Raw genomic sequence first — 26,332 nt, forward strand, 5'->3', positions numbered from 1 at the left:
GAAACACTTTAACATTCCAAACGAAACAAACCTTCTTGTTAGAAAAGAGTACAGTCTTTCTATCCATCTATTTATTTTTTACTTTGTAACTTCTTCGACAGTAAGAACTTTACCTTGTTTTTCATACTCCTCAATGTAACAAGCTTCTATGAAGTTCATCTCCCTCAGATCAGAAACTTACGCTCACTTCCTTTAAATATTTGTTACGGACACTACACATCGATGGTATCCTCACCATATTTGACTGCACTTTTACCAACCACAAACAAACAGGGACCGGAATCACACATCCGGTCCCTGTTTGTTTATGACAAAACGTTCAAACCAAAAGCAAGATGAACATCCAACCAACTCAACCAAAACTTCTATACATTAATACTTTAATGCACCATGAGGGTCTGGCCCCTTTAATTGAGTGCGGCGCAGCCTGTGTCTCCTGTTCGTATTTTGATGGCGTCGGCCAATTCGTAGATGAAAATTTTTCCATCGCCTGGTTTGCCGGTATTCAAAACACTTCTGGCTGTATCTACGACTTGTTGGACAGGCACCTCGCATACGACAATTTCTACTTTAATTCGTTCGTGCATGTCAACTTCTTTTTTCTTGCCGCGGTACAGCTCGGTAAACCCTTTTTGAAATCCGCACCCAAGCGCATTGGTTACGGTAATGCCGCTGACGCCTATTTTGGCCAAAGCCTGTCTCAATTCGTCAAATTTGGTAGGACGGGTAATGATTTCGATTTTCGTCAATACATCACTCATAACAAACACCACACCCCTATAAAAATTAGTCGTGATACGCCTTTTCACCGTGAATGGTAATATCCAGCCCAACCGTTTCTTCTTCCTCGTTCACTCGAATCGGCAAGACCAATCCGATTGCCTTAATAATGATAAAAGAAACAAGTGCAACAAATACATATGTCGCGCCAATGGCTACAAGCTGCTTCCAAAGCAAGCTGGCACCGCCGTAAAACAATCCGTTGACCCCCGCAGAGTTGACAGAAACGGTGGAAAACAAACCGGTAGCAATTCCTCCCCAAGTACCGCCGATTCCGTGTAAGCCGAATGCATCAAGAGCATCGTCATAGCCTAACTTTGCTTTTAAGTAAGAAACTCCCCAGAAACAAAGGGCTCCTCCAACAAGTCCTATGATGATGGAAGCGAACGGTGTTACGAATCCGCAAGCGGGCGTGATGGCTACGAGTCCAGCAATGGCGCCAGAAACGGCTCCAAGCATCGTCGGCTTTTTATTCACCAGCCATTCCACTACTACCCATCCAATAATACCGGCAGCTGCCGCTGTATTCGTATTAATAAAAGCGATCATTGCTACATCGTTAAGGGTCAAAGCACTGCCGACATTAAAACCGTACCAGCCAAGCCAAACGAGCGCTCCCCCCATAATGGTAAGCGGCAAATTATGCGGTGTCGTATTCTGCGCATCTTTACGTTTGCCTAATACAATAGCCAGCACAAGGCCTGTGACGCCTGAAGAAATATGAACGACATTCCCGCCGGCGAAATCAAGAACACCTAATTCGCGAAGCCAACCGCCGACGCCCCACACCCAATGAGCGACAGGCGAATAAACGAACAAAGACCATAAAGTAATGAATATAAGATAAGAAGAGAAGCGCATCCTTTCCGCAAAAGCCCCTGTAATAATCGCTACTGTCAAAATGGCAAACGTGAGCTGAAACATCATAAAAAGATTATGTGGAATATCAGAACTATAATCCGGGTTCGGCTTAAAAGAGACTCCTTTCAGACCCGCCCAATCTAAATTTCCGATAAGAGCATTTCCGCCAGTGGAAAAAGCAAGTGAATAACCCGCTATAATCCAAATTATCGAAACAATGGCGATAGAGCTGAAACTTTGCATCGTTGTACTTAAAACATTCTTGCTTTTCACCATTCCGCCGTAAAATAATGCAATTCCAGGTGTCATAATCCAAACAAGAAGCGTAGCAAGAAACATAAATGCAGAAGTGGCGATATCCATTTCCCATCTCCCCTTTTTATTATGTTATATTTTCTATCATATTATGTCTGTATTATTATCATAATACGTTATTCCTATTGAATCAAGACTATAAATTGAAAAAAATCCGAAAAATCTGTATTCAAATCAGTCACATCGTTAGCTTTTCTTACATAAAATAAATCCTATGTGTGTTGCGACCTTCAATACTGCTTCTTTTTACCTAGCGACCATCCCAAAAAACAAGAAAGAACTATATGAACAATCTTCAAAAACCGCCTTTTATTTTGGACAAAAAAAGAACCCTTCCCAATGAAGGGAAGAGTTCTCTTTTATCGAGCATTACGGCTGTTTCCAGAATTAGGATTAAGCCCTTGAAACTGGCGCATGAGTTTTTGGCGGGATTCTTTATTTCGAAGCAAATAGGCAGCTCCCAGAGCCAACGTTGTCCACGCTAATTTCTTCATCTTATCACTCCCCATTTTCCGTGTTCTATCTTATACTCTTCCCGCCGCAGAAGTTTTTTAATCGATCGTTCGCAAATAAGAAACAACTGCCTCATGGCGCCAGAGTCAGTGATCTTTCTCCGGGATTTTCCGAAAAAAGTATTTTCCGTTCCAGAGACCAGCTTACAAGCGAGCTTTGCCTCAACGCTTACTTTCTTTATTCTGTCTCAACTCAGTTCACGATGTGTTTCTTTTTGGCCAAATAGCCTCCCAAAACGGCAAACAGATAAGAAAAAAGCAAACTGCGAATAAAGACTCCAAACAAATGAAATCCTAAAGAAAAATGAAAGGACTGTTCTAAATTATTATCAGATGAAAAGAAAGTGGTTCCTACAGTCCAATTAGAAATTCCGGCCAAACAAAGCATAAAAAAACTGTAAGTCAAACTAAAAACTGCGATTTCCTTAAAGGATAATCCATTTTTCATCGTCAGCCGATAGCCGGCGAAAAGACACAAGAAAATGGGGATTAAAACCGCAAGTTTTAAATAAATGGGAGGATCCAGTAAATTCATCAAATCCGCATCCGATGGAAGGAATTCCGGATGTGAGCTATTTAAACCAGAAAACAAGGAATATGTAAGTTTCCCCTCGCTGTCTTCCCATTTCCAATGATTAGTGAGCGGTGATAAATGCAATAAGTTCCAAATGAACGCCCCTAGCTGCGTTCCGACTAATGTGGCAAACATAGACGTATTTTCCGTCATTTTATCCATACCAGAGACATCTAAAAGGAGCGCTAAATTTTCCTTCCACTTGTTTACTTGGATCAAAACAACGATAACGGTGACCGCCATCACACTGACGAGTCCGCGAATAAACGTTGAAAACCCTTGGTGAATGGCATGTCCAAATGATACATTCCCGATTAAATGGCTGGTAAAATGGCGGTAATCTCGGGCAAATAACATGCCGATCAAACTAAAGATCGCTGCTATGAAGCCACCCGTAAAAAAGCATTGAATAAATGAATAAGAAGTATGAAAGTCCAAATGAATTTTATAATATTGACTTGCAAAAGATCGATCAAATGAAAAACCGCTAAAAAGAGAAAACACGCTTAAAAATATACCGTAAATCAATCCAATGGCTGCAGCTGTATAGATTTGCTCATAAAAGCTATCAGTCCGTTGCTTCCGTCCCTTGAAAACCCCGATGCAAAACGAGGAAAAAATCGGAATAAAAATCAATAATAAAAACAAAGTATCAATATGTAATGTTCCCTTCATTGAACCTGTGTCTCCATAACCTGCAGATCCATTGACGCTAAAGTGAAAGGTAGGCTCCACCAAATGAGTAAACATCACGACATCGGTCAATCCTATTGGATGACTTAATGGATATAAATCGGTGTTTACTTCACGAGAAAGATCCTCTACAAAATTAAAATATTGATTGTTTTCGCTTATGTTTTGGATCAGGTCATCAAACTTGTGCTGCTCAAAAAGAAATAACGCAGCATTAAGAATTAACATGAGTATAAAAGCGCTAATAGACGGAATAAAGGCTTTTTTTAAATACGAAAATTGAAAAGCAGGAAATCCCAATGAAACAGCAGGTTTTATTTGCTTTTCCCGTTCAGCACCCTTATAAAGAAATAACTCCTTGCCGCAGGATTGGCAATAATTGTCCGTTTCCGCCACTTTTTCACCGCAATTCGAACAATAGACACTTTCATTTTTCGGCGTTAGCAGTTGATACGCTCTTCCATCTCCCGCTAAATACGCACCATCTTGCCAACAGTAATTACTGGAATCACTATTTTCCGCACCACATGATCTACAATACATTGCTCCACCTCCTGTCAATGCATTTTTGTCCCACAACATTTGCAAAATTGGGCGGATACAGGAACTTGTTCACCACACAAAGAGCAAGCCACTGTTTCGGTCTCTTTTACGTCTTCTTCCCGAACTACCTTCGCACCGCAGGAGCCGCAAAACTTGTCCAAAGGGGTCACTTGAGCCCCGCATTGCCGGCAAACATTATCAGATCCAAACTTTTGATTCAGTCTTTGTAATTCTTGTTTGGCCCTATAAATGGTTTGATCAAGCCCAGCAATCTCAGCTATTCTCTCACTCCACTCTTTATGCTCCCATTCGCCGGATCTCATTTTTCTATAAACCTCTTCCCCTAGCTGGAGAATAAAATCTGCCCGCTTGGCTCCGGCTTCTTCGATCACTTTTTTGTGCTGGAGGATTTCCTGGGTCAATAGGACCTTCTGCTTACCTTGCTCAAGACCACCTTTGATCTTAAACAAACCCCCTCCAATTCTAGTTTGCAATTCGCCCATTTCCATACCTCCTTATGGTCAGATATTACAAATTTATCATATAGATCCATTATTGTATATAACTATAGGCTTATGAATCTGGATAAATATAACTTCATTTCCAGAAAACATTGTGAACTTTATCTTGTTCAAGTAATATATTAATAGTCCGATTGTCATGGTTTATTTTAAAAAGGAGGGGGCTTATTTGGAAATTTATTGCAAGCAATGCGGCCAAAAATTAAAGCAAGGGCAAGGATTCTGCACTCATTGTGGCGCCGCAGTAGAAAACTCTGAGCCTGTCGGGCCGGAAACACCAAGCCCGAGCCGTAGATTGAAATCATTTTCAGGAAAAGGAATTTCTAAGAAAAGCAAAATCATTTTGTCCATATCTGTGATTGTATTGGCAGCCGCTTTTTTTGCTTACAAAATAGCGGAATCGAACCATAAACCGTCCAAATTAGTGGAACATTTCAATAAAACAGTCGAACAGGGAAATGCCAAAGAACTTGCCAACCTGTTCAATTCAGGCCAAACAGAAATGAAAGTTGACGAAGAGGGAGCCAAACAATTCATTCAGTATTTAAAGAAAAATCCGGACGAGTATACGAGCATGATCAAAAAACTGAGGAATGATGCTCGTCTTTTGGAAAACGGGGTCGAAGTTGTGAAACCAGAAGACGAACCATTTGTCAGCATCGAAAAATCAGATAAAAAATGGAATCTGATTGACCAATACAAAATTGTTCCTCATCCGTTTTTTATTAAAGTAACGGTTAACCGAAATCATTCTCTTTTATACATTGACAACAAAAAAATGAGTTACATCGAAAAAGATAAAGAACGAACTTTCGGCCCCTTCCTGCCTTCGGAACATACGGTCAAAGCTTTTTATGAGGGAAAATACGCCAATGTTTCCGACAAAAAAGAACTCGATCCGAAAACGGATGCAACCGATCATAATTTATACGCTGATCTGGATCTGACAGGGGATCACGTCACGATATATTCTGACTATGATGGTGCTGTTGTTTATGTGAACGGAAAAAGCACCGGCAAGCGAGTGGGAGATATAGATGAGTTCGGCCCCGTGGAAACGGATGGTTCAACGAAAATTTCCGCAAAATTAAAATTGCCTGCCGGAACGTTCAAAAGCAATGAAGTGGCCATTCATGAACCTGATCAAGAAGTAGATCTCCATTTCGACAATCTTCCTCTCGCTGAAGATGGAGACGATATGGATAGCTTTACGGATAGTACAAATACTGCTAATGAGCTGGAAGACGTTTTAATGTCCCATTATGCGTGTATTTCCAGCCACGAATATGAAAAAGCCTTTGATTTGTTTTCCGCTAGACAGAAACAAAAAAGAAACTATGATGATTGGGTAAACGGAATAAAGGACAATTATCAAAACGATGTTGATTCTTTTTCAGTCGTCTATTTGGACAACAATCGGGCAACCGTCTCCTTCCACCTTACTTCATACGATTCCAAAGAAACAGGTACACTGAAACAAGAGTGGGAGGGAACATGGGGCATGGTGAAAGAAGGAGATCAATGGAAGTTAGACTCTCCTGCCATTAAAAAAATAAACTCAGAGGTTATAGAATAATGCAAAAGAAAAAGACTCTTTATATTCTTTGCCTCGTCATCGCAGCTGCATGTGCACTGGCTGTTTGGCATTTTCAATCTGTTCCCAACCCGGCTAAACTGGCCTCTGAAACAAACGAACAAAACAACAAAGAAAAGCGAGTTGATCAAGAACAAGAGCGGCTGAAAACAGCGAATGCCCAAATGGAGGCCAAGAAAAAAATCGATAAAATTCAAGACCCGAACGAAAAGGTCGAACAGCTGGTCAAAGCCATGACATTAGAACAAAAAGTGGGACAACTGCTGATGGTAGGGTTTAAAAACCCTGTTCCAAACAAGAAAATTGCCGATCTGATTGAACACAAATATATCGGCGGTGTTATCTATTATGATCGAAACATGAAATCGGCAAAACAAACAGCGGAATTGTCCAATTCGTTGCAGCAGTCTGCTCTTAAATCCAATCCTTTTTCCATTCCATTAATGATTGGAGTGGACCAAGAAGGCGGGGATATTCTGCGCATGAGAAATCAAGTATCGCCTATTCCTTCCCAACAGGAATTAGGAAAATACGCTTCACCACAAGAAGTTTATTCGATCGCTAAACTCAATGGCGAAGAATTAGCGTCTATGGGTATTTCAATCAATTTCGCTCCCGTTTTGGATTTGTCGGCGAAAGATAGCCGCTCGCTTGGCAGCCAGCCCGAAGACGTTTATGAAAAAGGAACAATGGTGTTAAAAGGATTAAACGATTCCCATATTACCGGCGTCTTAAAACACTTTCCGGGAAACGGGCGCAGTTCAATCGATCCGCATATTGATACGTCAAGCGTTAAAGCCAATCAACTCGACTTGGAAAACTCGGATATTTACCCATTTAAAAGGATCATCCAGGAAACGGATCCGCAAAACTTCTTTGTTATGGTGACACACTTAAAATATCCTGCCTACGACGCAAAAAAACCGGCAAGCTTATCGTCGATTATTATTCAAAAGCTGTTGAGAAACAAGCTTGGATACAAAGGAATCGTCGTCACCGATGATTTAGAAATGGGCGCAGTCAATAAATACTACTCATACAAAGACTTAGGAAAAGATGCCTTAAATGCCGGAGCAGATCTTCTCCTTGTCTGTCATGAGTATGAGCACCAATTGGAAGTGTATAACGGGATTATAGAGGCGGTTCACAAGGGAGAAGTGAAGCCATCACGAATTGACGAGGCCGTCAAGCGAATACTGCTATTTAAGCTTTCCACCGTTGACCAACCAATAGTGGATGCGAATAAAGCAGATCAAATAGTCGGCAGCCAACAACATGCCCTTATCATTCAACAATACAAACAAAATCACGGATTGTCTGAAGAAAAAACAAAACAACAATAGCCAAGAACAAAAAGGAGAACCATTATCCTTTTAATGGTGTCATTCCTTATTGGTTGTAGCCATAATAATTATATGAAGTTTTCCGGAAATAGCGATCACTGGGAAGATCAATACTCGGCGACCATAGATAGCCATAGTGAAAACGGAAAATATATTTTCCATTATAAAAACGGAGATGATACGACGATTTTTAAGAATCTTAAAATTATCGTTAACGACGAGGAACCTTCTTTGAACGATGAGGAGCATAAGGGGACCACCATTCAAATCCCCTCCAGCTGCAATGGTTGTACAGTAAAGGACAATGAACCAATCGAGGTGACCATTAGCTGGAACAGGAATAACAAAGAAACTTTTTATCTTAAACCGGATCATTAAGAAATGTTAATCTCAAAGGATGGTCGCAGTCTTTCGTTTGAAAGGATAAGAAAGATTTTTTTAATTGCTGCGGGTTTTGGAAGTTAAAATTGATCGGCCCGAAAACTCTTAATCGGGTTATCGGTCTTGATGTTGCAAGCGGTCCCCGCGTTGACAGGGACCGCTTTGTTATTTCCATATCATCCAATCTTAAAGGGCTTTTAAATACACCGATTCATATTTTTTCGCTGCGGAGATATGGGAGTATTCCGACTCGATTTTTTGACGGGCTTTGGCTGCGAATTCCTCTCCTTTTTCAGGATGTTGGAATAAGTAAACAATAGACTCGACTAGTTCTTTGATGTTTTTCTCCTCCACGAGCAAGCCGTCTTCTTGGTGGTTGACAATTTCTTTTAAACCGCCAACCGCGCTGGCGATAAGAGGAGAGCCGGATCCCATCGCCTCTAAAGCAGAAATGGAAGTAGCCTCTTCTACCCCTGCAGAGTGGACGCTAGGAACTAATACGACATCAGAAAGGGCATAAAACTCCTTAATTTGATCGTGCGGAATGGCTCCCAAAAAGACAACATGATCGTTGAGACGGTTTTCTTCCACAATCTCTTTCAATTCATCCAACGCTTCTCCGCTGCCGGCATAAATCAGCTTGGTTTGAGGAAATTCTTTCAATACTTCTGGAAGCGCCAGAGCCGGGTAGATCACTCCATTTTTTCTGGTCAACCGGCGAGGCACAAATAAAACACGGTCATCCGCCGACAAACCATATTTCTTTCTATATTCTTGTTTTTTCTCTTTATTCGGCTTAAATTGATGGATATCGATGAAATTCCGCACCGCCGTGGCATCGATCCCGGAAACTTCTTTCACATACTCCTTCAAGCGCTGATCAACCGTGATGACCTTTCTCGCACCTCGATAGGCTTGTACTTCAATATCTTTCATGTATTCTTCTTCCGCGCTGTTTTCCAGCAACGATCCTTTACTGATGGACTCAAACGTCATATAACCGTGAACAGTAGCCACTGTCGGGATTCCGGTCGCCAATGCGGCTAATACAGTGAAAGGATCTTGGGCATTGATGAGGTCATATCCTTTCTGTTTGTTGGCTTCGATCAACCCATAAAGAAACTTTCTCCTCATCTTGTGCGACCATACAATGCCTTTTCCTTTTTTGAACTTATTTAATATGAAGCTTGGTCCTTGTGCCAGCGCTTTCCGCTTCCATGCAGGCACGTCCGAAAAAGAAAGGATATCCACTTGATGGCCGAGCTCCTCAAGTCCCGCTTTCAATGTCGTCACATGAGTGGACAACCCTCCCGCATGAGGATAATCATAAGCCGTGGCGAGTAAAATTTTCATGATTTGCCTCCTCTTATTTATCAATAAAATGAATCTTTCATTCCATCGTTTCTCAGCTATCGCACGGGTGACCCTTTATGACTGTGCTTTCATGCTTTTTCCTTCTTCTTGCTTGCACAAAAAGGTCATTCATCGTGTCTACGTGATACATCATTAGGAGCAGCACTTTCTTTATCCACGTTACCCCTATATCACCTTTCTCTCTTGTAGGCGGATATAAACAAACGAGTGCACGTCTGAAAGAAAAACCGAATACTCAAAAAGCGCCGGCCATTCGCTTATCCACCTTACATATAAGAGTTTAGCAGAAAATAGTATCGCAAGCGATACGGAAAAAGAGAAAAGTTGTCCCTCTGCACCGGAAGAAAACGAAGGAACAGATCGAATTCCGCCAAAACCAAGAACGGATATAAACAAAAAAGGAGAGCAGGCTGCCAGCCATATACTCTCCTTTTTTTACAAAAATTGTTGCTGATGCGTTTCTCATCTAAATCTTAAGGGGCGCCCAAACGTTTCTGCCGCCATAGAAGCCACTCCTCCAAGGATCATATAGAAATAGGCGGTGAACGTTTTGTCTTCCCAAATATTATAAAGCAGTCCGCAAACATAAACGGCAATTAATATCGAAATAAGCGCATCGTCGTACGGGGAAACCGTATGTCTGTTTTTCCAGAGAAAAGCCAGCATTCCCAGCAGGAAAACGGCAAAGCCAACAACCCCAAGCACCCCTGTTTCGGCAATTACTTGAATATATTGATTATCCGAATAAATATTCAAGTTGATCCCATAATGTTTATAAATCGGCGATGAATACGATTTTGACGCTGAATCGCCAAATGTCGAAAATCCGGAACCAATAACAGGATGGTCTTTAAATATTTGCAGACCCTTTTTGACAATGAACAAGCGGCCGGTATTTTTACTTTGCTCGATCGTACTGCCTTCAAACGTCTCTTTCAGCCGTTTTTCCGCGTGTGATTCATCTCCTTGCTGATCAGGCGCCGCAATCGGCTTTTCTTTCAACACGTTCATATTCTGGACGAATTCCGTCGCTTTTGTCACCGGAATACTGATCACTATTACACTCAGCACGATGATCAGCAAAGCTTTCACAACGGTTTTCCAATTTCTCGACAAAGCCAAATAGGTGATCAAGCCGACGGCAAGGCCAATAGCCGTTCCTCTTGAATACGTCAAAATCCAAACACCCATCATCACAACTGAACCAATGAGGAGAAACAGCTTCGTTCTTTTGGAAACAAGGGTTGATAAATATAGCGTGCAAATAAAGGCGAGCGTTAAGTAAACAGCCAAAACATTTGGATTGTTAATCAACCCGTAAATGCGCTGCCGGTTCGTCGGAGAAATATAACGCTCCACCCATGTTTCCGGCATCAACAAAGTCCGCAATGATACTTTTTCGACAATTCCTTGAACGGAGAGAATCATAGACATAGTAAAAGTAATCCATAAAAAGCGGTGAATATCTTCTTTTTCAATCGACAGCCGCTTCACTGTATAGAAAATCAAGTATGTAATCACAAAAGCCCGAACTTGAAAAATAATAGCCCCTACGGAAACCCCCGTGATAAGCGCGGACACACAACCTATAAGAATGAACAAAAAGAATCCCCATTCAAACAGCGAAAATTGGAACATCTTTTTCCAATCGTTTCGTTGATCCCAAACCGCTCTTAAAAAGGCAGCAATGGCGATTAAATCACCGGCTATTTTCAAAGAGGGATTTATCTCTATTAAAAACGCCCTTGTTGGAAAGTAGATGAGCAAAAACAACAGACCGTCTTTCGGCCGAATAAACGCCAGCGCAGCTACTATGAGCGAAACGGCCAAACCGATCATACTGTTTGGAAAAAAGAGTGCCACCAAAACAAATAAAACCATAACAAGGATGTATTGATACTTCTCTCGAAAACCAGCCATCTATTTGAACCTTCCTTTTACTCTATTTTTTCGACACGCAATGTTTGTCGAAATATTAAGGAAAAACGCAATTTTTCGCAAACACTACTTTTCCGATTATAAATGATTCCTAAGATGGTCGTCAACGACACAAGCGACTGGAATGAATGATGATTTACGCTCCGTTACAGAAAACGGGAATCCCTTTTACGATCATTCTTTCCTGCTAGACTTTTGGATCTAAAAGGAGCGCTTCTTCAACTGGAAAGGGCCGGATCCACCATGCTAAAACAGGATAACAACAACATCGTTTATCCCCTGATCGGTTCAAAAAGCATGGAGGGATCAGACCCTCACACCATATGCCCTATCAGCATGCAACTTTCGACTGTTAAGACAGCAAACGTTCATATGTATTTCGAATCATTTCATACAAATTCGTCAAGGAAAAATGTCGAGAGGCATGTTGGTAAAGGTCATCCCCCATCTTCGCCAACTCCCCTCTTTGCTTGCGGAAAATCGCTTCCTCCATTGCTTGCCTGTAAAGATCGGCATCACCAGTCGGCACAATCCAACCGGTTTTTCCGTTCGTAATTAATTCATTTACTCCCCCTACATCGGTGGTGATGACGGGCAAATGTTGATTGGCCGCTTCCAGCAGCGCCAACGGAAAACTTTCGCTATAGGAAGCCAATAAAGCCGCATCCGACGCCGCATAAATTTCTTCAACATCTTTTCGAAAGCCGAGAAAGCGGACTTGTTCGGAAAGGCCGCGCCGTTCGACGGCTTGTTCCAACTCGCTTCGAATCGGACCGTCGCCGACAAAGAGCACTTTTACCTGTGAATTCCCCAACTTTTGAAGAGCTTCCAATACGATTTCATGACCTTTAATCGGATGCAGACGCGCCACCATGACAAACAAGATGTCATCCTTGTCCGCCCCAAGTTCGGCTCTGGGCACCGGAACTGCTTTTTCTTCTGTAAAATGAATGCCATTGTAAATAGTGGTAATGTGATCTCCACGAATGCCGGCGGCCATTAAATTTTTCTTAAACCGCTCAGACACCGCAAAGTAATGATCCATCTTTTTCACGGCATAAAGATGCAGCGCCGTGAAAATTTTTCCTTTCACTCCTGCTTTCATAAAATCGAGGGATGGATCGCTATGAATCGTCGTCACCCAGCAAATTTTGGTTTTTTTCTTTAAATAAAGACCGAATAGATTGGCGCGAGGGCCATGAGTGTGTAGCAAATCAAACCGTTCTTGCCGAATATATCGGGCCAGTTTTTTTAAAACAGAAAGGTCATAGCGGGAAGTTTGCTGAAACACTTCGACATGAATGCCGTTTTCCCGGGCTTCTTTCGACAAAGCTCCTTCTTGGAATACGGCCAAGACGACTTCATTCTTTGCAAATTGTTTTAGAAGGGTAATCACATGCTTGCGCGATCCCCCGGTTTCTCCTCCGCTGATAACATGGAGTACTTTCATCCGAACTTCCCCTCCAAGTGGCGCTTTCTGCTTTTTAAAAGGCCAGCCATCTTCCTCTTCAACGACTGGCCAATACTTTCAGGACAAATTTCGGCAACGCCATTTGACGCTTTATCCGCTTTGGTTCTTTTATTAACCGATACAACCATTCCAAGCCTGCTTTTCGGAAAAAGGCCGGGGCCCGTTTGACCATCCCGGAATAGACATCAAAGCTTCCGCCCACTCCTTGAAACACTTTCACATGCTTCAGCTCATTCATATGTTCTCTTATCCACAATTCCTGTTTCGGGCTTCCTAAAGCGACGAACAAAAGGACAGCTTTGGAATCGTTGATTTTTTGAATAAGAGCTGATTGGTCTTGAACATAGCCGTTTTCATAGCCGGAAATGATCAGACCGGGAATTTGCCGTTCCAAATTTTCTTTTGCTTTTGAGACGACTTCCTCTTTGGCACCGTACAAAAATACACCGTGCCCTTCCTCTGCGGCAAAACGAAGAAGCCGCCCCATCATATCGACACCTGTCACCCGTTCGCGAATTTTTCCGCCTTTTAACTTGGAAGCAATAATCATGCCAACTCCGTCGGGTATTTGGTAAGTGGATTCATTGATTAATTCTTTTACAAGCGGGTCGCGGTTCGCCGCCATCACTTTTTCCGGATTGACAGCAATGACGGTCGATTTTTTCCCAGCGGCAATCCGCTTTTTAATGTCGGCAATGATTTCCTCATAAGTCAATGATGAAACGGAGACGCCTAAATATTGTTCCTTTTCCATTTTTGACATCCCTGCTTTATTCCTGAATTGCTTTTAATTTGGTCAAATCGCCGATTCGATGAAGGGTGATCCCCTCAGCGTCTTTTAGATTCGTGCAATTTTTCGTATCAAACACTACCGGCGTTTTCATACGTTGTTTCAATACGGCAGGATCCAGCTGTTTGAATTCATTGTGATCCGCTAAAATCACAACAAGATGAGCATCTTGAATCGCTTCTTCAAACGGCAACAGCGTAAATGGCACTTGATCCGGTTGAACGTGCGGATCGTGAATCCGGATTTCATAGCGCGGATTTTGCATCAATTTTTCTACTACTTCAAGAGCCGGACTTTCGCGGATATCGTCAATGTTGCCTTTGTAAGTCAGTCCACAAAGAGCAATCGTCGGTTTCGCCAATTCCGCCGTCAATTTCTCTACTTGTTCTACGACAAAATCAGGCATGGAGTTATTGATATCTCGAGACAACTTGATTAAATTCGCTTCTTCCGGCGCCTTTTCGACGATAAAATAAGGGTCTACTGCCAAGCAATGGCCGCCTACGCCCGGACCGGGATGATGCAAGTTGACACGTGGGTGCTTATTGGCCAGTTCAATTACTTTATGAGCATCCACTCCAAGTCGGTTGGAGATTTTGGCCAACTCATTGGCAAGGGCGATATTGACATCACGGAACGTATTTTCCATCAGCTTCGACATTTCCGCCGTCAACGCTTCGGTTTCAATGACTTCGCCTTTTGTCACGACTTTCCGATATACATCTGCCGCTTTTTTCGCTGCTTCCGGCGTCAGCCCCCCGACAATACGAGTATTTTCCACCAACTCGATTAAAATTCGGCCAGGAAGCACCCGTTCCGGACAGTGGGCAACATACACGTCTTTTCTTGGATCCAATCCTGCCTGTTCGATCAAAGGAGCGACAATATCATCCATCGTTCTTGGCGGAATGGTCGATTCCACAATGACGATATTGCCTTTGCGCAAATAAGGGAGGATCATCTTCGTCGCACTGATCACATAACTTACATCCGCGGTTTCATCTTGATGAATAGGAGTCGGGACGGAAATGATAAACACATCCGCTTCTTCCGGTTGTGTAGATGCGCGCAATTTTCCTTTTTTCACCACTTCTTTGACGACATCTTCCAACCCGTTTTCTTCTATATGGATCCCGCCGCTATTTAACGTTTCCACCACTTTTTCGTTTACGTCTACACCTACGACATCAAAGCCTGCCTGCGCAAAAACTGCAGAAGTAGGAAGTCCGATGTATCCTAATCCCATTACGCATATTTTTTGCATGTGAAAGACCTCTCTTTATGATGATATTGAAAAACAAAAAATTTGTTTTTAATCGCAAAATTAATAAGCATAGTACTCAACTCAAATAGTATAGCAAATTCACTGATACTTTGCACTATTTACATTGAATGTTCATAAGGCCAATGGTAAAATATAAACCATCTTGAGTGGATTCCAAATTATCCATTATTTAACTCTATCATTATAAATCATTTATAGAATTTAAAATTTGTATACCTTGTGAATTGTTGGGGTTCCATCCACCTTGCAGGAAAATTTTCCTCGTCATAAAGGATGAAGACTGTTCTCCATCATAACCAAAATCAACCGTTCCCCGCCGCGTTGCAAAAACACGAGATCGTGTTTACTGCGAGGCGGCTTTTCTAGGTGGATTGATTGGATCGAAAAGAGGGCAGGACCGACATTCCATCATTTATTGGACATCGATTGCGCTGTTCCCATTATATGACACATGAACATATGAACTCTTCCAACAGTCGTTACTTATAGAACGGCTGCCGTTTCGGAAGGCTGTTGCATTTTATTTTTGAAGAGGTGTCTCGTTATGTCCTTGAAAAAAACAGCCATTTGGCTGACTATTTTAGCTTTCATTGTTAAACTGTCGGGATTCCTGAGAGAAAGCATTATTGCGCGGGAATTTGGAGTCAGTCATCTGACGGACGGTTATATTCTTGCTTTCTCTTTTATCAGCCTGGCAATGGACATGATTTCCGGCGGTTTTAACAATGTTTTTTTGCCGCTGTACGTCAGCCATTCCAAAATGAACGCTAAACAAACGGAACGAAATGCGAATGGCGTCATGAATTTTACGGTTCTGCTTTTCCTCGTGATTACAGTGATCGGCTATTTCTTTGTTCCTGACATCGTGCCGTTCATTTATGGCCACATGGCACCACAGACAGAAAAAGTCGCTGTGGCTATCACTCAATTTTTCTTTTTATTTATGAGTTTAGTGGCATTAAGCGGAATTTTAGATTCCTATTTACAGGCGCATCGGGTGTTCGTCCCTTCACAATTCGCTAAGCTTGTCCAGCCGTTGACCAGTGCGCTTTTCGCTCTGGTGTTTTCCAGCTATTGGGGAATTAACAGTTTAGCTTACGGGTTTATCATCGGAACTTTCATCGGCGTGGTCATCCAATTCAGCTATCTGTATCGAACGGGATTCCGTTGGCAGCCTACTCTTCATGTAGATGCGACATTTCGGAAAACGTTTCTGGTGCTTTTGATCCCTTCGCTGTTAAACTCGGTTGTCAGCCAAACCAATCTGTTTGTCGATAAGGCGTTTGCTTCTAGCATTCCGGGGGCGGCTACTTATTTAAATTACGCATCGCTTATGACATCCGTCCCGCATAATATTTACGCCACTTCGATTGCGGCGATTATCTTTACGCTTTTATCCGAACAATTGGATGATCCGGAAAAGTTTCAAGATATTTTTTATACAGGAATGCAAATTTCTCTGGTTACCCTATTGCCCATTACGGCAGGAATTTATTTAGTCGGACAAGAAGCAATCGCTTTTTTATTCCAAAGAGGAAAATTTACAGCGATGGACACGCACTACACTTATATGGCGCTTGTTTGCTTTCTGCCCATTATTGTTACGCAAGGCATGCAATATATCGTTTCTAAAGCCATGTACGCCTTGGGGAAAACAAAAATCATTTTCAGAGTGACCGTTACGACGATCCTGCTGAACGCACTGTTGGACTGGATTTTAATCAAACCATTAGGATATAAAGGGCTTGCTTTATCCAGTTCCATCGTTTCCTTCTATTACTTGATCGTCACGGCCATTGTGATTTATAAGGATTTTCATCCGTCCCAAAAAGTGCGGCTATTTCGATTGATCGTAAAAGCTTTACCGCCGACTATTGTGATGTCGGTCGTACTGATCGCCATAAAGGAAACGCTGCCGCTTTATCATCTTTATCCTTTATGGCAGATCCTGATTTTGGTGCCGCTCGGAGTCGTCTTTTACGTCGCAGGGCTGTATCTGTTTTATCGGGAAGGTTTCTACCAAATGCTGAATTTCTTAAAAAGAAAAAAACGTGCCATTTAAACGGAAACGGGACAAGCATAAGCGGTGTGATCCGTTGCTTTTCAGAACTCTATTAAGATTCATCCAAAAGACAAAAAGACGAAGGAGCTGCTCCCTCGTCTTTTTCTTTAGACATATAAATGGTTATCTTCCGCTATGAACGCTAATCATGGCTACGCCTGCCACAATGAGCAGCACGCCTGCTATTTTCCAACTTGTCAACGTTTCTCCGAAGAAGAAATCATTTGCTTGTCTGCAAGAATAAAGCCAAACTTCCATCCATATAGTGATCGATTAAGTCGATTGAGAAATTTCCCTCATTTTGAGAAAACGAACAATGAAAGTGATTACGAACAGTTTTCTGTCCCAATATTGTGAACGAAAAAAAGCATGTGTTATAAAAATAAAGAAAGCGCTTTCGTTTGTTATAAGATGCATCTTCGAATGGTGGCCATCCTTGTTTTTGCTCTTTTTAGATTATGAAAATAGGAAAAAGGAGTGAATGGGTATGATGCAAAAAATCCAGCGTTTTGGCGGGGCTATGTTTGTTCCGGTGCTGCTTTTTCCATTTGCCGGAATACTTGTAGGGTTGGCGACATTGTTTAAAAATCCCGACATCATGGGATCCATCGCCGATCCGCATAGCATGTGGTCTAAAATCTGGACTGTCGTGGAAGAAGGAGGTTGGACCGTTTTTCGGCAAATGCCGTTATTATTTGTCATAGGAATCCCAATTGGTTTAGCCAAAAAAGCGCATGCACGAGCATGTATGGAAGCTCTTGTTACCTATTTAACCTTTAACTATTTTATTAGCGCAATCTTAACTATTTGGGGAGATCAGTTTGGGGTGGATTTTCACCAAGAAATCAATGGCTTCAACGGTTTGACAATGATTGCCGGGATTAAAACCCTAGATACAAACATCATTGGGGCAATCGCTATTTCTTCTATCGTGGTTTTCCTGCATAATCGTTTTTTTGATACGAAATTGCCTGACTTTCTCGGGATTTTCCAAGGATCCTCTTTTGTTGTCATTGTTGCCTTTTTTCTCATGCTTCCCGTTTCTTTAATTACTTGCTATGCTTGGCCCATGGTTCAACATGGCGTTGCCTCTTTACAAGGATTTTTATCAAGTTCCGGAGTATTTGGGGTGTGGTTATATACCTTCTTAGAGCGCATTCTGATCCCAACCGGTTTGCATCATTTTATTTACGGTCCTTTTATTTATGGCCCTGCCGTTACGGAAGGAGGAATCGCCAAACATTGGATCGAGCATCTGCAAGATTACGCAACATCTGCCCACTCGCTGAAAGAGATGTTCCCACAAGGAGGATTCTCTCTACATGGCATGTCTAAAATCTTTGGTATACCAGGTATCGCAGCCGCTATGTATGTGACTGCAAAACCCGAAAAAAGAAAACAAATTTTCGGACTTTTACTATCTGCCACTTTAACTTCCATTATTGCAGGCATTACTGAGCCCATCGAGTTTACATTTTTATTTATTGCTCCTTGGTTATTTGCCGTACATGCTGTGCTTGCGGCTACTATGTCCGCCACTATGTATGCATTTGGTGTTGTCGGAAATATGGGGGGAGGACTGCTTGAGATAGCTAGTTCAAACTGGATTCCATTATTTAAGTATCATAGTACAACGTATTTAACACAATGGGGAATTGGTTTAGCTTTTACAGCTATTTATTTCTTTGTTTTCCGATATCTAATTCTGAAATTTAATATTCCGACTCCAGGACGCGAAAAAGATGATGTAACAGAAACTAGATTGTATACAAAAGCTGATTACAAGGCGAAAAAGCAAAGCGGTGATCTAGTAGCCAACGAATATGCAGCCCAAGCAGCCCAATATTTAGAAGCACTAGGCGGCCCGGAAAATATTGTGGAGGTTACAAATTGTGCCACACGTCTTCGCGTAAGTGTGAAAGACGAATCAAAAATCACAACGGATAGTGTATTCAAATCCGCTGGAGCACATGGTATCGTTCGTAACGGAAAAGCCATTCAAGTCATTGTGGGTTTATCCGTTCCTCAAGTACGAGAACAATTTGAAAAAATATTAGCTGAAGAAAGCAGCAAAACTGGATGATCTCCATTACAAAACGATGGTTTCTTAAAGGGGCGTATCCTTTTCGGCTCAACAGAAATTCAAAAATACAAAATATTAAAAATTATCTGTTTGAGAAAATGTTTACCTCATGTGAAAAAGAACAAAAAGTGTGATAAGGGACAGAATGATCGATTGGTATTGTTTGGCAATTTTTTATTTGATATAAGAAGAATGTAAGCGTTCACTACGAGAAGGAGGAAGAAAAATGAAAAAATTTTCTATTGTTATTGCTGGTGGAGGAAGCACTTTTACAGCTGGGATTGTATTAATGCTATTAGATCATTTAGACCAATTTCCGATCCGTAAATTAAAATTTTATGACAATGATAAAGAACGACAAGATATCATAGCCGGAGCCTGCGAAGTTATTTTAAGAGAAAAGGCCCCAGATATTCAATTTATTGCTACTACAGATCCTAAAGAAGCATTTACAGATGTCGATTTTGTCATGGCTCATATTCGAGTAGGAAAATATGCCATGAGGGAATTAGATGAAAAAATTCCATTGAAATATGGAGTGGTAGGGCAAGAAACATGCGGACCAGGTGGAATTGCATATGGCATGCGTTCAATCGGCGGAGTGTTAGAGTTAATTGATTATATGGAAAAATATTCTCCCAATGCATGGATGCTCAATTACTCCAACCCGGCAGCCATTGTAGCAGAAGCCACCCGACGTTTACGTCCCAACTCAAAAGTGTTAAATATATGCGATATGCCTGTAGGTATCGAAAATCGAATGGCACAAATTTTGGGGTTATCTTCTCGTAAAGAAATGACCGTTCGATATTATGGTTTAAACCATTTTGGATGGTGGACGGATATTCGCGATAAAGATGGATATGATTTAATGCCTAAGTTAAAAGAACATGTCGCAAAATACGGATATGTTGTAAAAAATGATGATGCGGAGACCAGCTGGAATGATACGTTCTTAAAAGCGCGTGATGTTTTCGCTGTGGATCCGGACACTTTGCCAAACACATACTTAAAATATTATCTATATCCAGATTACGTAGTAGAACATTCTAATCCGAATTATACAAGAGCCAATGAAGTGATGGATGGCCGTGAAAAATTCGTATTTTCAGAGTGCCAAAAAGTCATTGAAAATCAATCAACTGAAGGATGCGCCCTTCATGTGGATGAACATGCCTCCTATATTGTGGATTTAGCCCGTGCCATTGCTTATAACACACATGAAAGAATGTTATTAATTGTTGAAAACAAAGGAGCTATTTCCAATTTCGATCCAACCGCCATGGTTGAAATTCCTTGTATCGTAGGCAGCAACGGTCCTGAACCGCTGTCCATCGGCGAAATACCACAATTTCAAAAAGGATTAATGGAACAACAAGTCTCTGTTGAAAAATTAGTAGTGGAAGCGTGGATCACAAAATCTTATCAAAAATTATGGCAGGCCTTAACTTTATCCAAAACTGTTCCTAGCGCTAAGGTGGCGAAGGAAATATTGGATGAATTAATGGAAGCGAATAAAGAGTATTGGCCTGAACTGCATAAAGAAGAAGTCACGGTGTAACATTAGATCAAATAAACGAAACAAAAAGTACAGACATCCATTTGTACTTTTTGTTTCACCCCTCTTTTTTGAAATTTTTGGTAAACTATTTCAAGAGGAGGGATTAAAAAATGAAAATTGAAGAGTTGATCAATAAGCATTATAACCAACTCCATGATAATGACCTTCATATTTTAAAATATATTTTAAACAACAAAAGCTCCTGCTATGAATTAGGAATCAATAGTTTAGCAGAGAAATGTAATGTTTCTCGCTCATCCATTTTACGATTAGCACAAAAACTAGGCTTTAGCGGGTATAGCGAGTTTCGAGTATTTTTGAAATGGCAAGACCAAAAAGATCCGAATATCCACAAAAGTGGAGTGGAAATTTTAAGAAACGATATTCTTGAAACATTAAAATATGCGAAGAATACAGATTTTTCCGAAATATGCCGTTTGATCTATCATACTGAAAAAATATTTGTTTACGGAACAGGAACCGCTCAATTAAATTGTGCTTTCGATTTACAACGAATGTTTCTTCCCGTGCAGAAATATTTCCATGTGATCCAAGCACAAACTGAGTTTGAAATGATCATCAAAGATTTAACATTGAACGATTTGATCATCATCATTTCGTTTTCTGGTGACACTCCATCCATTTTTCCAGCCGTTCAATCGTTAGTCGCAAAAGGAATCCCGTTTATTTCCGTCACGAATTTAAAAAACAATCGATTGGCAAGAATGACTCCATACAATTTATATGCCTATAGTTCATGCAACGAACTAAAGGATGGAACAAAACTGAATACGTTTTCTTCTTTCTTTATTGTTGGTGAAATGCTTTTTCACCATTATGTAGATTTTATAAAACAAAAAGAAAGTGATCAAAACGATGAACAAGGATCCATTAATTGAAAAGCACTCAAACTCAAAGGCATTCTTCTAAGACTTTTTGGAATACGGTAATCTCCCCTTTTCATGTTATGTTATTCTATCTTACTCAAACTATTCACGAAAGATGGGTTGAGACATGTTAAAAAATGTATTTCGTAAAAGAGCCAAAAAAGTGATTGAAGAATTATATTCTCCACTAAGCGGAGAAGTGATACCATTGGAGCACGTCCCTGACCCTGTGTTTGCTCAAAAAATGATGGGTGACGGTTTAGCCATTATCCCAAGTAGCGGAAAAGTGGTTTCTCCAACCAATGGAAAAATCGTGAAAATCTTCCCTACAAAACACGCAATAGGTCTCCTCTCAGATAAAGGATTGGAAATCCTTATACATATTGGCTTAGATACAGTAGAATTAAATGGAGAAGGATTTGAAGTATTCGTTCAAAATGGACAAATCGTAAAAACCGGAGAGCCTTTATTAAAGGTGGATTTGGAGTATTTAGAAAGAAAGAATAAAGAAATAGTAACTCCTGTGATCATTACAAACATACTTGAAAAAGTGGAAAGTTTGGAATACGCCGCTCATCACGTCGTAACAAAAGGAGAAATTTTGCTGACATGTCATGTGAAAATGTGGGAAAAAGAATCTCTTTAATACGATACAATATGGCGACTTACCCATACGGCTATCACAACGAAAACCAAATAAACGCATGGCAGAATGGACCAATGGCGAATATCAAAATGTTTAGTACAAAGAAAAGCCCGGCGGAGAAATCTCTGCCGGGCTTTGACAAGTTTCTTGACCGGTCTTAATCGTCTCTTCCCCAAATACCGAGGAATTGAAGAATATCGATAAATAAGTTAATGAAATCCAGATACAGAGATAATGTTAATGCCGGAACCATTTCTTCCGTAATGTGACGGTATTTCATTTGGTTGACATCAAAAAGTATATAAAGAGAGAAAACGATGGACCCGATGACCGAACTTACGAGCATTCCACCGGAAGTTAACGGGCTAAAAATATTAAAAATGCTAATGAACACAAACGCTAATAAGGCGACAAATATAATGGTGCCCAAAAACTCACTTGCTTTTCAGAACTCTATTAAGATTCATCCAAAAGACAAAAGACGAGGAGCTGCTCCCTCGTCTTTTTCTTTAGACATATAAATGCTTATCTTCCGCTATGAACGCTAATCATGGCTACGCCTGCCACAATGAGCAGCACGCCTGCTATTTTCCAACTCGTCAGCGTTTCTCCGAATAAGAAATAGGCCCCAAACAATGCAAACACGTAGGCAAGCGATTGGATCGGGTACGCCACGCTTAACGGAACTTTCGATAAAATAAACAGCCACAACACCGTAGCAGCCCCGTACAAAATCAAACCGGTCAATATATACGGCGATAGTAGCAGCTTCAAAATCCCCAAAAGAGAGGAAAAACTTTGGCCGCTTTTCATCATCCCGTATTTCCATAAAAATTGTCCGCTCACCAATATGAGAGTGTTGACCAATATCAGCACAAAATTAATCTTCGTCATGGCGTTCCTCCTTTTCCGCTCTGAGCGAATGTTTCAGATCTTCCAGTTCTTTTTCTACATAGGCCTGTTCTTGAATGACTTTGGTCAACTTTGCCTGCTGTTTGGATAAAACAATCGTATGATACATCAGCAAAGTCAGCACGACGAAAAAAGCCGCCACAAAAATAAAAGACGGCATATACGAAATGCCAACGGCCCGTGCCAATCGATTTAAAACCGGAAGCAAACATGCAATCAAGATCGCCGCAACAGACAAAACCAGCCAAAGGAACGCCTGCTGATCCTGCAGTTTATTTTTGGAAGTTAGCCACACGACTTGCACGAAAAACAACACGGCCATGACAATCGAAATGATTTGCACAAACCCCATATACATAACGCTCCTTTAAAAAACCGATCGAATTAAAGAAAAAAACGTGACTTTTAACATATAGTAAATGGATCGAAACGGTGTAATGGAAGATTGTCCGCCTTGCCGTTCATTCATTTCCACTTTAATCTCTTTTATTTTGAAATGCTGGTGCGCCAATTTCACCAATACTTCCACTTCCGGATAGTCAACCGGATAGTGGCGGACAAACTCTTTCATTACTTTGCGGTTGACAATGCGGTAGCCCGATGTCGGATCGGTTACTTTAATGTGAGCAATCCATTTTAACATATAATAAAAATAATAAATGCCCAATCTCCTGATCCAACTGCCTTTATACCCGGTTTTTTCCACAAATCGAGACCCGATGACCATATCGTAATCGGAGCCGGTGATGGCCTGCACTAATTTTTCCAAGTCTTTCGGATCATGTTGGCCGTCGGCATCCAATTGGATCGCATAATCGTATCCGTTCCTGTACGCATAAATATAGCCGGTTTGCATCGCTCCGCCGATTCCAAGATTCGCCGCCAGACTGATATGGGGAATTTGATGTTCGTTTAAAATTTCTTCCGTCCGATCGGTGGACCCATCATTCACGACAATAAAATCATAGCTGCAGGAGTTTCGAAGCCGGTTTACAGTATGGTGTATCGTGTCCTCTTCGTTGTAGGCAGGGATGATGATCAAGATTTTTTCCATAAGACAAAATCCTCCGGCTCTGTAAATTCAAAGCAGAATTTTCATGATATAATGCAAATGAAAAATGACAATAGAAAGGATCTCCATATGCCAACGATTCATAAACGAAACATAATCGGTTATGTATTCTTGTTTCTTCTTACGGAAGCAATACTACTTTTTTATTTATATCAAACCGGAAAACAATTCTTTCGCATTACTCCGGATGGTCAGCTTTATTTTAATATAGCCGAAAATTTCGTCAAGGGAAACGGGATGATCAACACCGTCCGCAAAGAGGACATTATTGTGCCCCCGCTGTTCTCCATTTTTTTAGTGCCGTTTGCGTTTTTCCACAGCGCTAAACTTTTTATTCTTTTTCAGTATGTCGTTTACGGATTCAACGGCGTCCTTCTTGCCTTTTTGGGAGAACAATTGTTTCACCGTTTCAAATCGGGCATGGCGGCCGGGCTTCTGTATGCTGTTCATCCTGTCTTGTTGTTGAACGGTCCGCAATATTTGCTGACAGAAACGCTTTTTATTACGTTTATTCTCTTAATCCTATACAGCATCTTGCGCTTTATTCGCGACGAAAAGAAAACAAAATGGCTGATAACGTCCGTAGCGCTTTTGTCGGCTAGCTTATTATTCCGGCCTCATCTTATGTATGTGTTTTTGCTGCTCGGCCTGTTATGGCTCCTATATTGGCGGACAAAAAAATTGCGAGCCGCGACGATTCTCGCCTTTTTGATTCCCGTTGTTTGTTTAGCCGCCAATGGGCTTCACAACTGGTCTCTTCACGGGAAATTTGTGCTTTTGGAAAACTATAGCGGGCAAAATCTATATATCGCCAATAATCCTCATACGAAAGTGGCGTTCTTTGCAACGACCATCGTCGACCAATTTGTAGAGCCTGAGTATTTTTCATACAGCCGATTGAGCTTATCAGAAAAAAGCGAGTTGTTAAAAGAAAAAGCCGTTCATTACATGCTCTCTTACCCCGGCGAAACGATCAAACGGCTTGTGCTGAAAACCGGTCTGTTCTTCCAAGGGATTGACGCCCTCGATTGGATGACTCTCTTCATCAGCATAGCCGGAATCGTCTGGAGTTTATGGAAAGAAAAGAAAATGCGGCTGGAAATTTTATTTCTGATCTTATTTATACTGGGATTTGCCGTTTTGACTTCCCTCGGTCTACTCGTCGGTGGACAACGTTACCGCGTTCCGATTATTCCGGTCTATCTGCTCTTTGGCGGCTACTTTCTCTCTTCTCTTTTGCCAAGACAGTTATTCCGCGGGAAATAATGAGAATGCCGATCAACACCTGGCCCTCACTCCATCCATATAGCGATGAGAGGAACCGGAGCGGCCAGGTATATACGATCCGGTTTCTAAACATCATAATTTTTCGAATAATATAAATTTGTAAAGTCCATTAGATGCCCGCAATGTGATTGGCTCACGGGCATATCATCGCGATAAATCCGTGTTGGTTTCTTGATGTTTGGGCAACATTTTAAGAAAACAAATATATAAAATAGACACGATAAGATACCCCACTAAATAATAGAAAGAAAACAGATCGATTTGTCGGACGATCATGGTGCGGACCGCATAGAGAACAAAAGGCAGCGCAAACATCCAATAGATGAATCTCATCGTTTTTTGAAAATGAGAGAGAAGGGTTCTATTCCACGTGAACTTTCCGAATAGGAGATAGATATTCCCTATAATAAATCCGATCACAAAAGGCAAAATGGCAGATACATTGACGAACCCTAACAAAATGGGCACCGAAAGAGCACCAAAAGAACCTGTGGCTAACACGGTAGAATAGCTGAGCTTTATGACATGATGATTCAAATCTTCCCTATCATACTCTTTTAAAAGATCAGCCGCCAATTCATTCGGAGACAAAAATTCCATTAACACACTTTGAGGAATTTCTTCCGGGCTAACCCCTTTCTTTTCTTTTTCCAATGCCTTTTCATATAAATCAGAACGAAGCTTTTGAATAAAAGGTTGTTTTACATCTTGAGGCATATCATGCAGCCTTTTGCAAACATCATCAAGATACGATTGAATCAGCTGATGGGAGAAAAAACGATCTTTTCTCATTTCCGCACCCTTACTTATAAGGAATTTCAGGATCTCTTTAATATGACCATACTTC

23 protein-coding genes and 1 pseudogene are annotated in these 26,332 nt (G+C 41.2%); 9 read left to right on the forward strand and 15 right to left on the reverse strand.

Features of this window, described 5'->3' with window-relative positions; translation table 11 throughout:
• Window positions 1–407: 407 nt before the first annotated feature.
• The 5 genes from NST81_RS16080 to NST81_RS16100 all read right to left on the reverse strand — a co-directional run bounded on the left by NST81_RS16080 (window position 408) and on the right by NST81_RS16100 (window position 4,781).
• Window positions 408–761 (reverse strand): P-II family nitrogen regulator, encoded by a 354-nt coding sequence (locus tag NST81_RS16080; RefSeq protein WP_328203383.1) that lies wholly within the window; start codon window positions 759–761, stop codon window positions 408–410.
• A gap of 25 nt (window positions 762–786) precedes the next feature.
• Entirely contained in the window at window positions 787–2,004 is a 1,218-nt protein-coding gene (locus NST81_RS16085; protein ID WP_270584257.1) for an ammonium transporter, read from the reverse strand.
• 311 nt (window positions 2,005–2,315) lie between these two features.
• Window positions 2,316–2,450, reverse strand: coding sequence for a hypothetical protein (locus tag NST81_RS16090; RefSeq protein WP_004439483.1), 135 nt, complete (start codon window positions 2,448–2,450; stop codon window positions 2,316–2,318).
• Window positions 2,451–2,661: 211 nt separating this feature from the next.
• Window positions 2,662–4,278 carry a zinc ribbon domain-containing protein gene (locus tag NST81_RS16095; RefSeq protein WP_341030275.1) on the reverse strand — a complete coding sequence of 539 codons (1,617 nt, stop codon included), beginning with the start codon at window positions 4,276–4,278 and terminating at the stop codon, window positions 2,662–2,664.
• A gap of 14 nt (window positions 4,279–4,292) precedes the next feature.
• Complete coding sequence (locus tag NST81_RS16100) at window positions 4,293–4,781, reverse strand: zinc ribbon domain-containing protein (protein ID WP_048624175.1); 489 nt, start codon at window positions 4,779–4,781, stop codon at window positions 4,293–4,295.
• Between the two features lie 187 nt (window positions 4,782–4,968).
• On the opposite strand from NST81_RS16100, the gene NST81_RS16105 reads away from it, so the two are divergent.
• The 3 genes from NST81_RS16105 (at window position 4,969) to NST81_RS16115 (ending at window position 8,114) form a co-directional block, all read left to right on the forward strand.
• Window positions 4,969–6,375: a zinc ribbon domain-containing protein gene (locus NST81_RS16105; RefSeq protein WP_341030278.1), complete on the forward strand. Its 1,407-nt coding sequence runs from the start codon at window positions 4,969–4,971 to the stop codon at window positions 6,373–6,375.
• A complete protein-coding gene (locus NST81_RS16110) occupies window positions 6,375–7,736 on the forward strand; it encodes a glycoside hydrolase family 3 protein (RefSeq protein ID WP_048624177.1) in 1,362 nt (453 codons plus the stop codon). The genes NST81_RS16105 and NST81_RS16110 overlap by 1 nt, the downstream gene beginning before the upstream one ends.
• A gap of 72 nt (window positions 7,737–7,808) precedes the next feature.
• Entirely contained in the window at window positions 7,809–8,114 is a 306-nt protein-coding gene (locus NST81_RS16115; RefSeq protein WP_341030280.1) for a hypothetical protein, read from the forward strand.
• A gap of 189 nt (window positions 8,115–8,303) precedes the next feature.
• Here NST81_RS16115 and NST81_RS16120 read toward each other — a convergent pair whose 3' ends face one another.
• The 5 genes from NST81_RS16120 to NST81_RS16140 form a co-directional block, all read right to left on the reverse strand.
• Complete coding sequence (locus NST81_RS16120) at window positions 8,304–9,470, reverse strand: glycosyltransferase family 4 protein (RefSeq protein WP_048624179.1); 1,167 nt, start codon at window positions 9,468–9,470, stop codon at window positions 8,304–8,306.
• 483 nt (window positions 9,471–9,953) lie between these two features.
• Complete coding sequence (locus NST81_RS16125; RefSeq protein ID WP_048624180.1) at window positions 9,954–11,411, reverse strand: O-antigen ligase family protein; 1,458 nt, start codon at window positions 11,409–11,411, stop codon at window positions 9,954–9,956.
• A gap of 370 nt (window positions 11,412–11,781) precedes the next feature.
• Window positions 11,782–12,879, reverse strand: a complete 1,098-nt coding sequence (locus tag NST81_RS16130) for a glycosyltransferase family 4 protein (RefSeq protein ID WP_048624181.1) — start codon at window positions 12,877–12,879, stop codon at window positions 11,782–11,784.
• A gap of 58 nt (window positions 12,880–12,937) precedes the next feature.
• Window positions 12,938–13,654 (reverse strand): WecB/TagA/CpsF family glycosyltransferase, encoded by a 717-nt coding sequence (locus NST81_RS16135; protein ID WP_048624553.1) that lies wholly within the window; start codon window positions 13,652–13,654, stop codon window positions 12,938–12,940.
• Window positions 13,655–13,670: 16 nt separating this feature from the next.
• On the reverse strand, window positions 13,671–14,954 hold the full coding sequence (locus NST81_RS16140; protein WP_003352990.1) for a nucleotide sugar dehydrogenase: 1,284 nt from the start codon (window positions 14,952–14,954) through the stop codon (window positions 13,671–13,673).
• Window positions 14,955–15,519: 565 nt separating this feature from the next.
• Between NST81_RS16140 and murJ the strand changes: the two genes are divergently transcribed.
• From murJ to NST81_RS16165, 5 genes are all read left to right on the forward strand, one after another.
• Window positions 15,520–17,037 (forward strand): murein biosynthesis integral membrane protein MurJ, encoded by a 1,518-nt coding sequence (gene murJ, locus NST81_RS16145; protein WP_341030287.1) that lies wholly within the window; start codon window positions 15,520–15,522, stop codon window positions 17,035–17,037.
• Window positions 17,038–17,524: 487 nt separating this feature from the next.
• Window positions 17,525–19,120, forward strand: a complete 1,596-nt coding sequence (locus NST81_RS16150) for an alpha-glucoside-specific PTS transporter subunit IIBC (protein WP_048624183.1) — start codon at window positions 17,525–17,527, stop codon at window positions 19,118–19,120.
• Between the two features lie 226 nt (window positions 19,121–19,346).
• Entirely contained in the window at window positions 19,347–20,681 is a 1,335-nt protein-coding gene (locus tag NST81_RS16155) for a 6-phospho-alpha-glucosidase (RefSeq protein WP_048624184.1), read from the forward strand.
• A 110-nt stretch (window positions 20,682–20,791) separates the two neighbouring features.
• Window positions 20,792–21,580, forward strand: coding sequence for a MurR/RpiR family transcriptional regulator (locus tag NST81_RS16160; RefSeq protein ID WP_341030289.1), 789 nt, complete (start codon window positions 20,792–20,794; stop codon window positions 21,578–21,580).
• Window positions 21,581–21,695: 115 nt separating this feature from the next.
• Window positions 21,696–22,214: a PTS sugar transporter subunit IIA gene (locus NST81_RS16165; RefSeq protein WP_048624186.1), complete on the forward strand. Its 519-nt coding sequence runs from the start codon at window positions 21,696–21,698 to the stop codon at window positions 22,212–22,214.
• Window positions 22,215–22,371: 157 nt separating this feature from the next.
• Here NST81_RS16165 and NST81_RS16170 read toward each other — a convergent pair.
• From NST81_RS16170 to NST81_RS16185, 4 genes and pseudogenes are all read right to left on the reverse strand, one after another.
• Window positions 22,372–22,647, reverse strand: a pseudogene (locus NST81_RS16170) (Bax inhibitor-1 family protein); the annotation flags it as partial.
• A gap of 92 nt (window positions 22,648–22,739) precedes the next feature.
• A complete protein-coding gene (locus tag NST81_RS16175; RefSeq protein WP_341030291.1) occupies window positions 22,740–23,108 on the reverse strand; it encodes an EamA family transporter in 369 nt (122 codons plus the stop codon).
• The gene (locus NST81_RS16180) at window positions 23,095–23,478 is read right to left on the reverse strand and encodes a DUF2304 domain-containing protein (protein ID WP_341030293.1); all 384 of its coding nucleotides are present in this window, start codon (window positions 23,476–23,478) and stop codon (window positions 23,095–23,097) included. Before NST81_RS16180 ends, NST81_RS16175 begins: the two co-directional genes overlap by 14 nt.
• A gap of 15 nt (window positions 23,479–23,493) precedes the next feature.
• Window positions 23,494–24,180: a glycosyltransferase family 2 protein gene (locus NST81_RS16185; protein ID WP_003353000.1), complete on the reverse strand. Its 687-nt coding sequence runs from the start codon at window positions 24,178–24,180 to the stop codon at window positions 23,494–23,496.
• An 87-nt stretch (window positions 24,181–24,267) separates the two neighbouring features.
• On the opposite strand from NST81_RS16185, the gene NST81_RS16190 reads away from it, so the two are divergent.
• On the forward strand, window positions 24,268–25,464 hold the full coding sequence (locus NST81_RS16190) for a hypothetical protein (RefSeq protein ID WP_156179268.1): 1,197 nt from the start codon (window positions 24,268–24,270) through the stop codon (window positions 25,462–25,464).
• Between the two features lie 165 nt (window positions 25,465–25,629).
• On the opposite strand, the gene NST81_RS16195 is transcribed toward NST81_RS16190, so the two are convergent.
• On the reverse strand, window positions 25,630–26,277 hold the full coding sequence (locus tag NST81_RS16195; RefSeq protein WP_341030295.1) for a hypothetical protein: 648 nt from the start codon (window positions 26,275–26,277) through the stop codon (window positions 25,630–25,632).
• Window positions 26,278–26,332: the final 55 nt, after the last annotated feature.

The organism is Bacillus sp. FSL W8-0223 (genome assembly GCF_038006805.1).
GTDB classification, from domain to species: Bacteria; Bacillota; Bacilli; order Bacillales; family DSM-4216; genus Bacillus_O; species Bacillus_O smithii.

Coding starts and splice junctions, on each gene's coding strand:
- NST81_RS16080 (WP_328203383.1), bottom strand. CDS start 761: ATGAGTGATGTATTGACGAAAATCGAAATCATTACCCGTCCTACCAAA.
- NST81_RS16085 (WP_270584257.1), bottom strand. CDS start 2,004: ATGGATATCGCCACTTCTGCATTTATGTTTCTTGCTACGCTTCTTGTT.
- NST81_RS16090 (WP_004439483.1), bottom strand. CDS start 2,450: ATGAAGAAATTAGCGTGGACAACGTTGGCTCTGGGAGCTGCCTATTTG.
- NST81_RS16095 (WP_341030275.1), bottom strand. CDS start 4,278: ATGTATTGTAGATCATGTGGTGCGGAAAATAGTGATTCCAGTAATTAC.
- NST81_RS16100 (WP_048624175.1), bottom strand. CDS start 4,781: ATGGGCGAATTGCAAACTAGAATTGGAGGGGGTTTGTTTAAGATCAAA.
- NST81_RS16110 (WP_048624177.1), top strand. CDS start 6,375: ATGCAAAAGAAAAAGACTCTTTATATTCTTTGCCTCGTCATCGCAGCT.
- NST81_RS16115 (WP_341030280.1), top strand. CDS start 7,809: ATGAAGTTTTCCGGAAATAGCGATCACTGGGAAGATCAATACTCGGCG.
- NST81_RS16120 (WP_048624179.1), bottom strand. CDS start 9,470: ATGAAAATTTTACTCGCCACGGCTTATGATTATCCTCATGCGGGAGGG.
- NST81_RS16125 (WP_048624180.1), bottom strand. CDS start 11,411: ATGGCTGGTTTTCGAGAGAAGTATCAATACATCCTTGTTATGGTTTTA.
- NST81_RS16130 (WP_048624181.1), bottom strand. CDS start 12,879: ATGAAAGTACTCCATGTTATCAGCGGAGGAGAAACCGGGGGATCGCGC.
- NST81_RS16135 (WP_048624553.1), bottom strand. CDS start 13,654: ATGGAAAAGGAACAATATTTAGGCGTCTCCGTTTCATCATTGACTTAT.
- NST81_RS16140 (WP_003352990.1), bottom strand. CDS start 14,954: ATGCAAAAAATATGCGTAATGGGATTAGGATACATCGGACTTCCTACT.
- murJ (WP_341030287.1), top strand. CDS start 15,520: ATGTCCTTGAAAAAAACAGCCATTTGGCTGACTATTTTAGCTTTCATT.
- NST81_RS16150 (WP_048624183.1), top strand. CDS start 17,525: ATGATGCAAAAAATCCAGCGTTTTGGCGGGGCTATGTTTGTTCCGGTG.
- NST81_RS16155 (WP_048624184.1), top strand. CDS start 19,347: ATGAAAAAATTTTCTATTGTTATTGCTGGTGGAGGAAGCACTTTTACA.
- NST81_RS16160 (WP_341030289.1), top strand. CDS start 20,792: ATGAAAATTGAAGAGTTGATCAATAAGCATTATAACCAACTCCATGAT.
- NST81_RS16165 (WP_048624186.1), top strand. CDS start 21,696: ATGTTAAAAAATGTATTTCGTAAAAGAGCCAAAAAAGTGATTGAAGAA.
- NST81_RS16175 (WP_341030291.1), bottom strand. CDS start 23,108: ATGACGAAGATTAATTTTGTGCTGATATTGGTCAACACTCTCATATTG.
- NST81_RS16180 (WP_341030293.1), bottom strand. CDS start 23,478: ATGGGGTTTGTGCAAATCATTTCGATTGTCATGGCCGTGTTGTTTTTC.
- NST81_RS16185 (WP_003353000.1), bottom strand. CDS start 24,180: ATGGAAAAAATCTTGATCATCATCCCTGCCTACAACGAAGAGGACACG.
- NST81_RS16190 (WP_156179268.1), top strand. CDS start 24,268: ATGCCAACGATTCATAAACGAAACATAATCGGTTATGTATTCTTGTTT.
- NST81_RS16195 (WP_341030295.1), bottom strand. CDS start 26,277: ATGAGAAAAGATCGTTTTTTCTCCCATCAGCTGATTCAATCGTATCTT.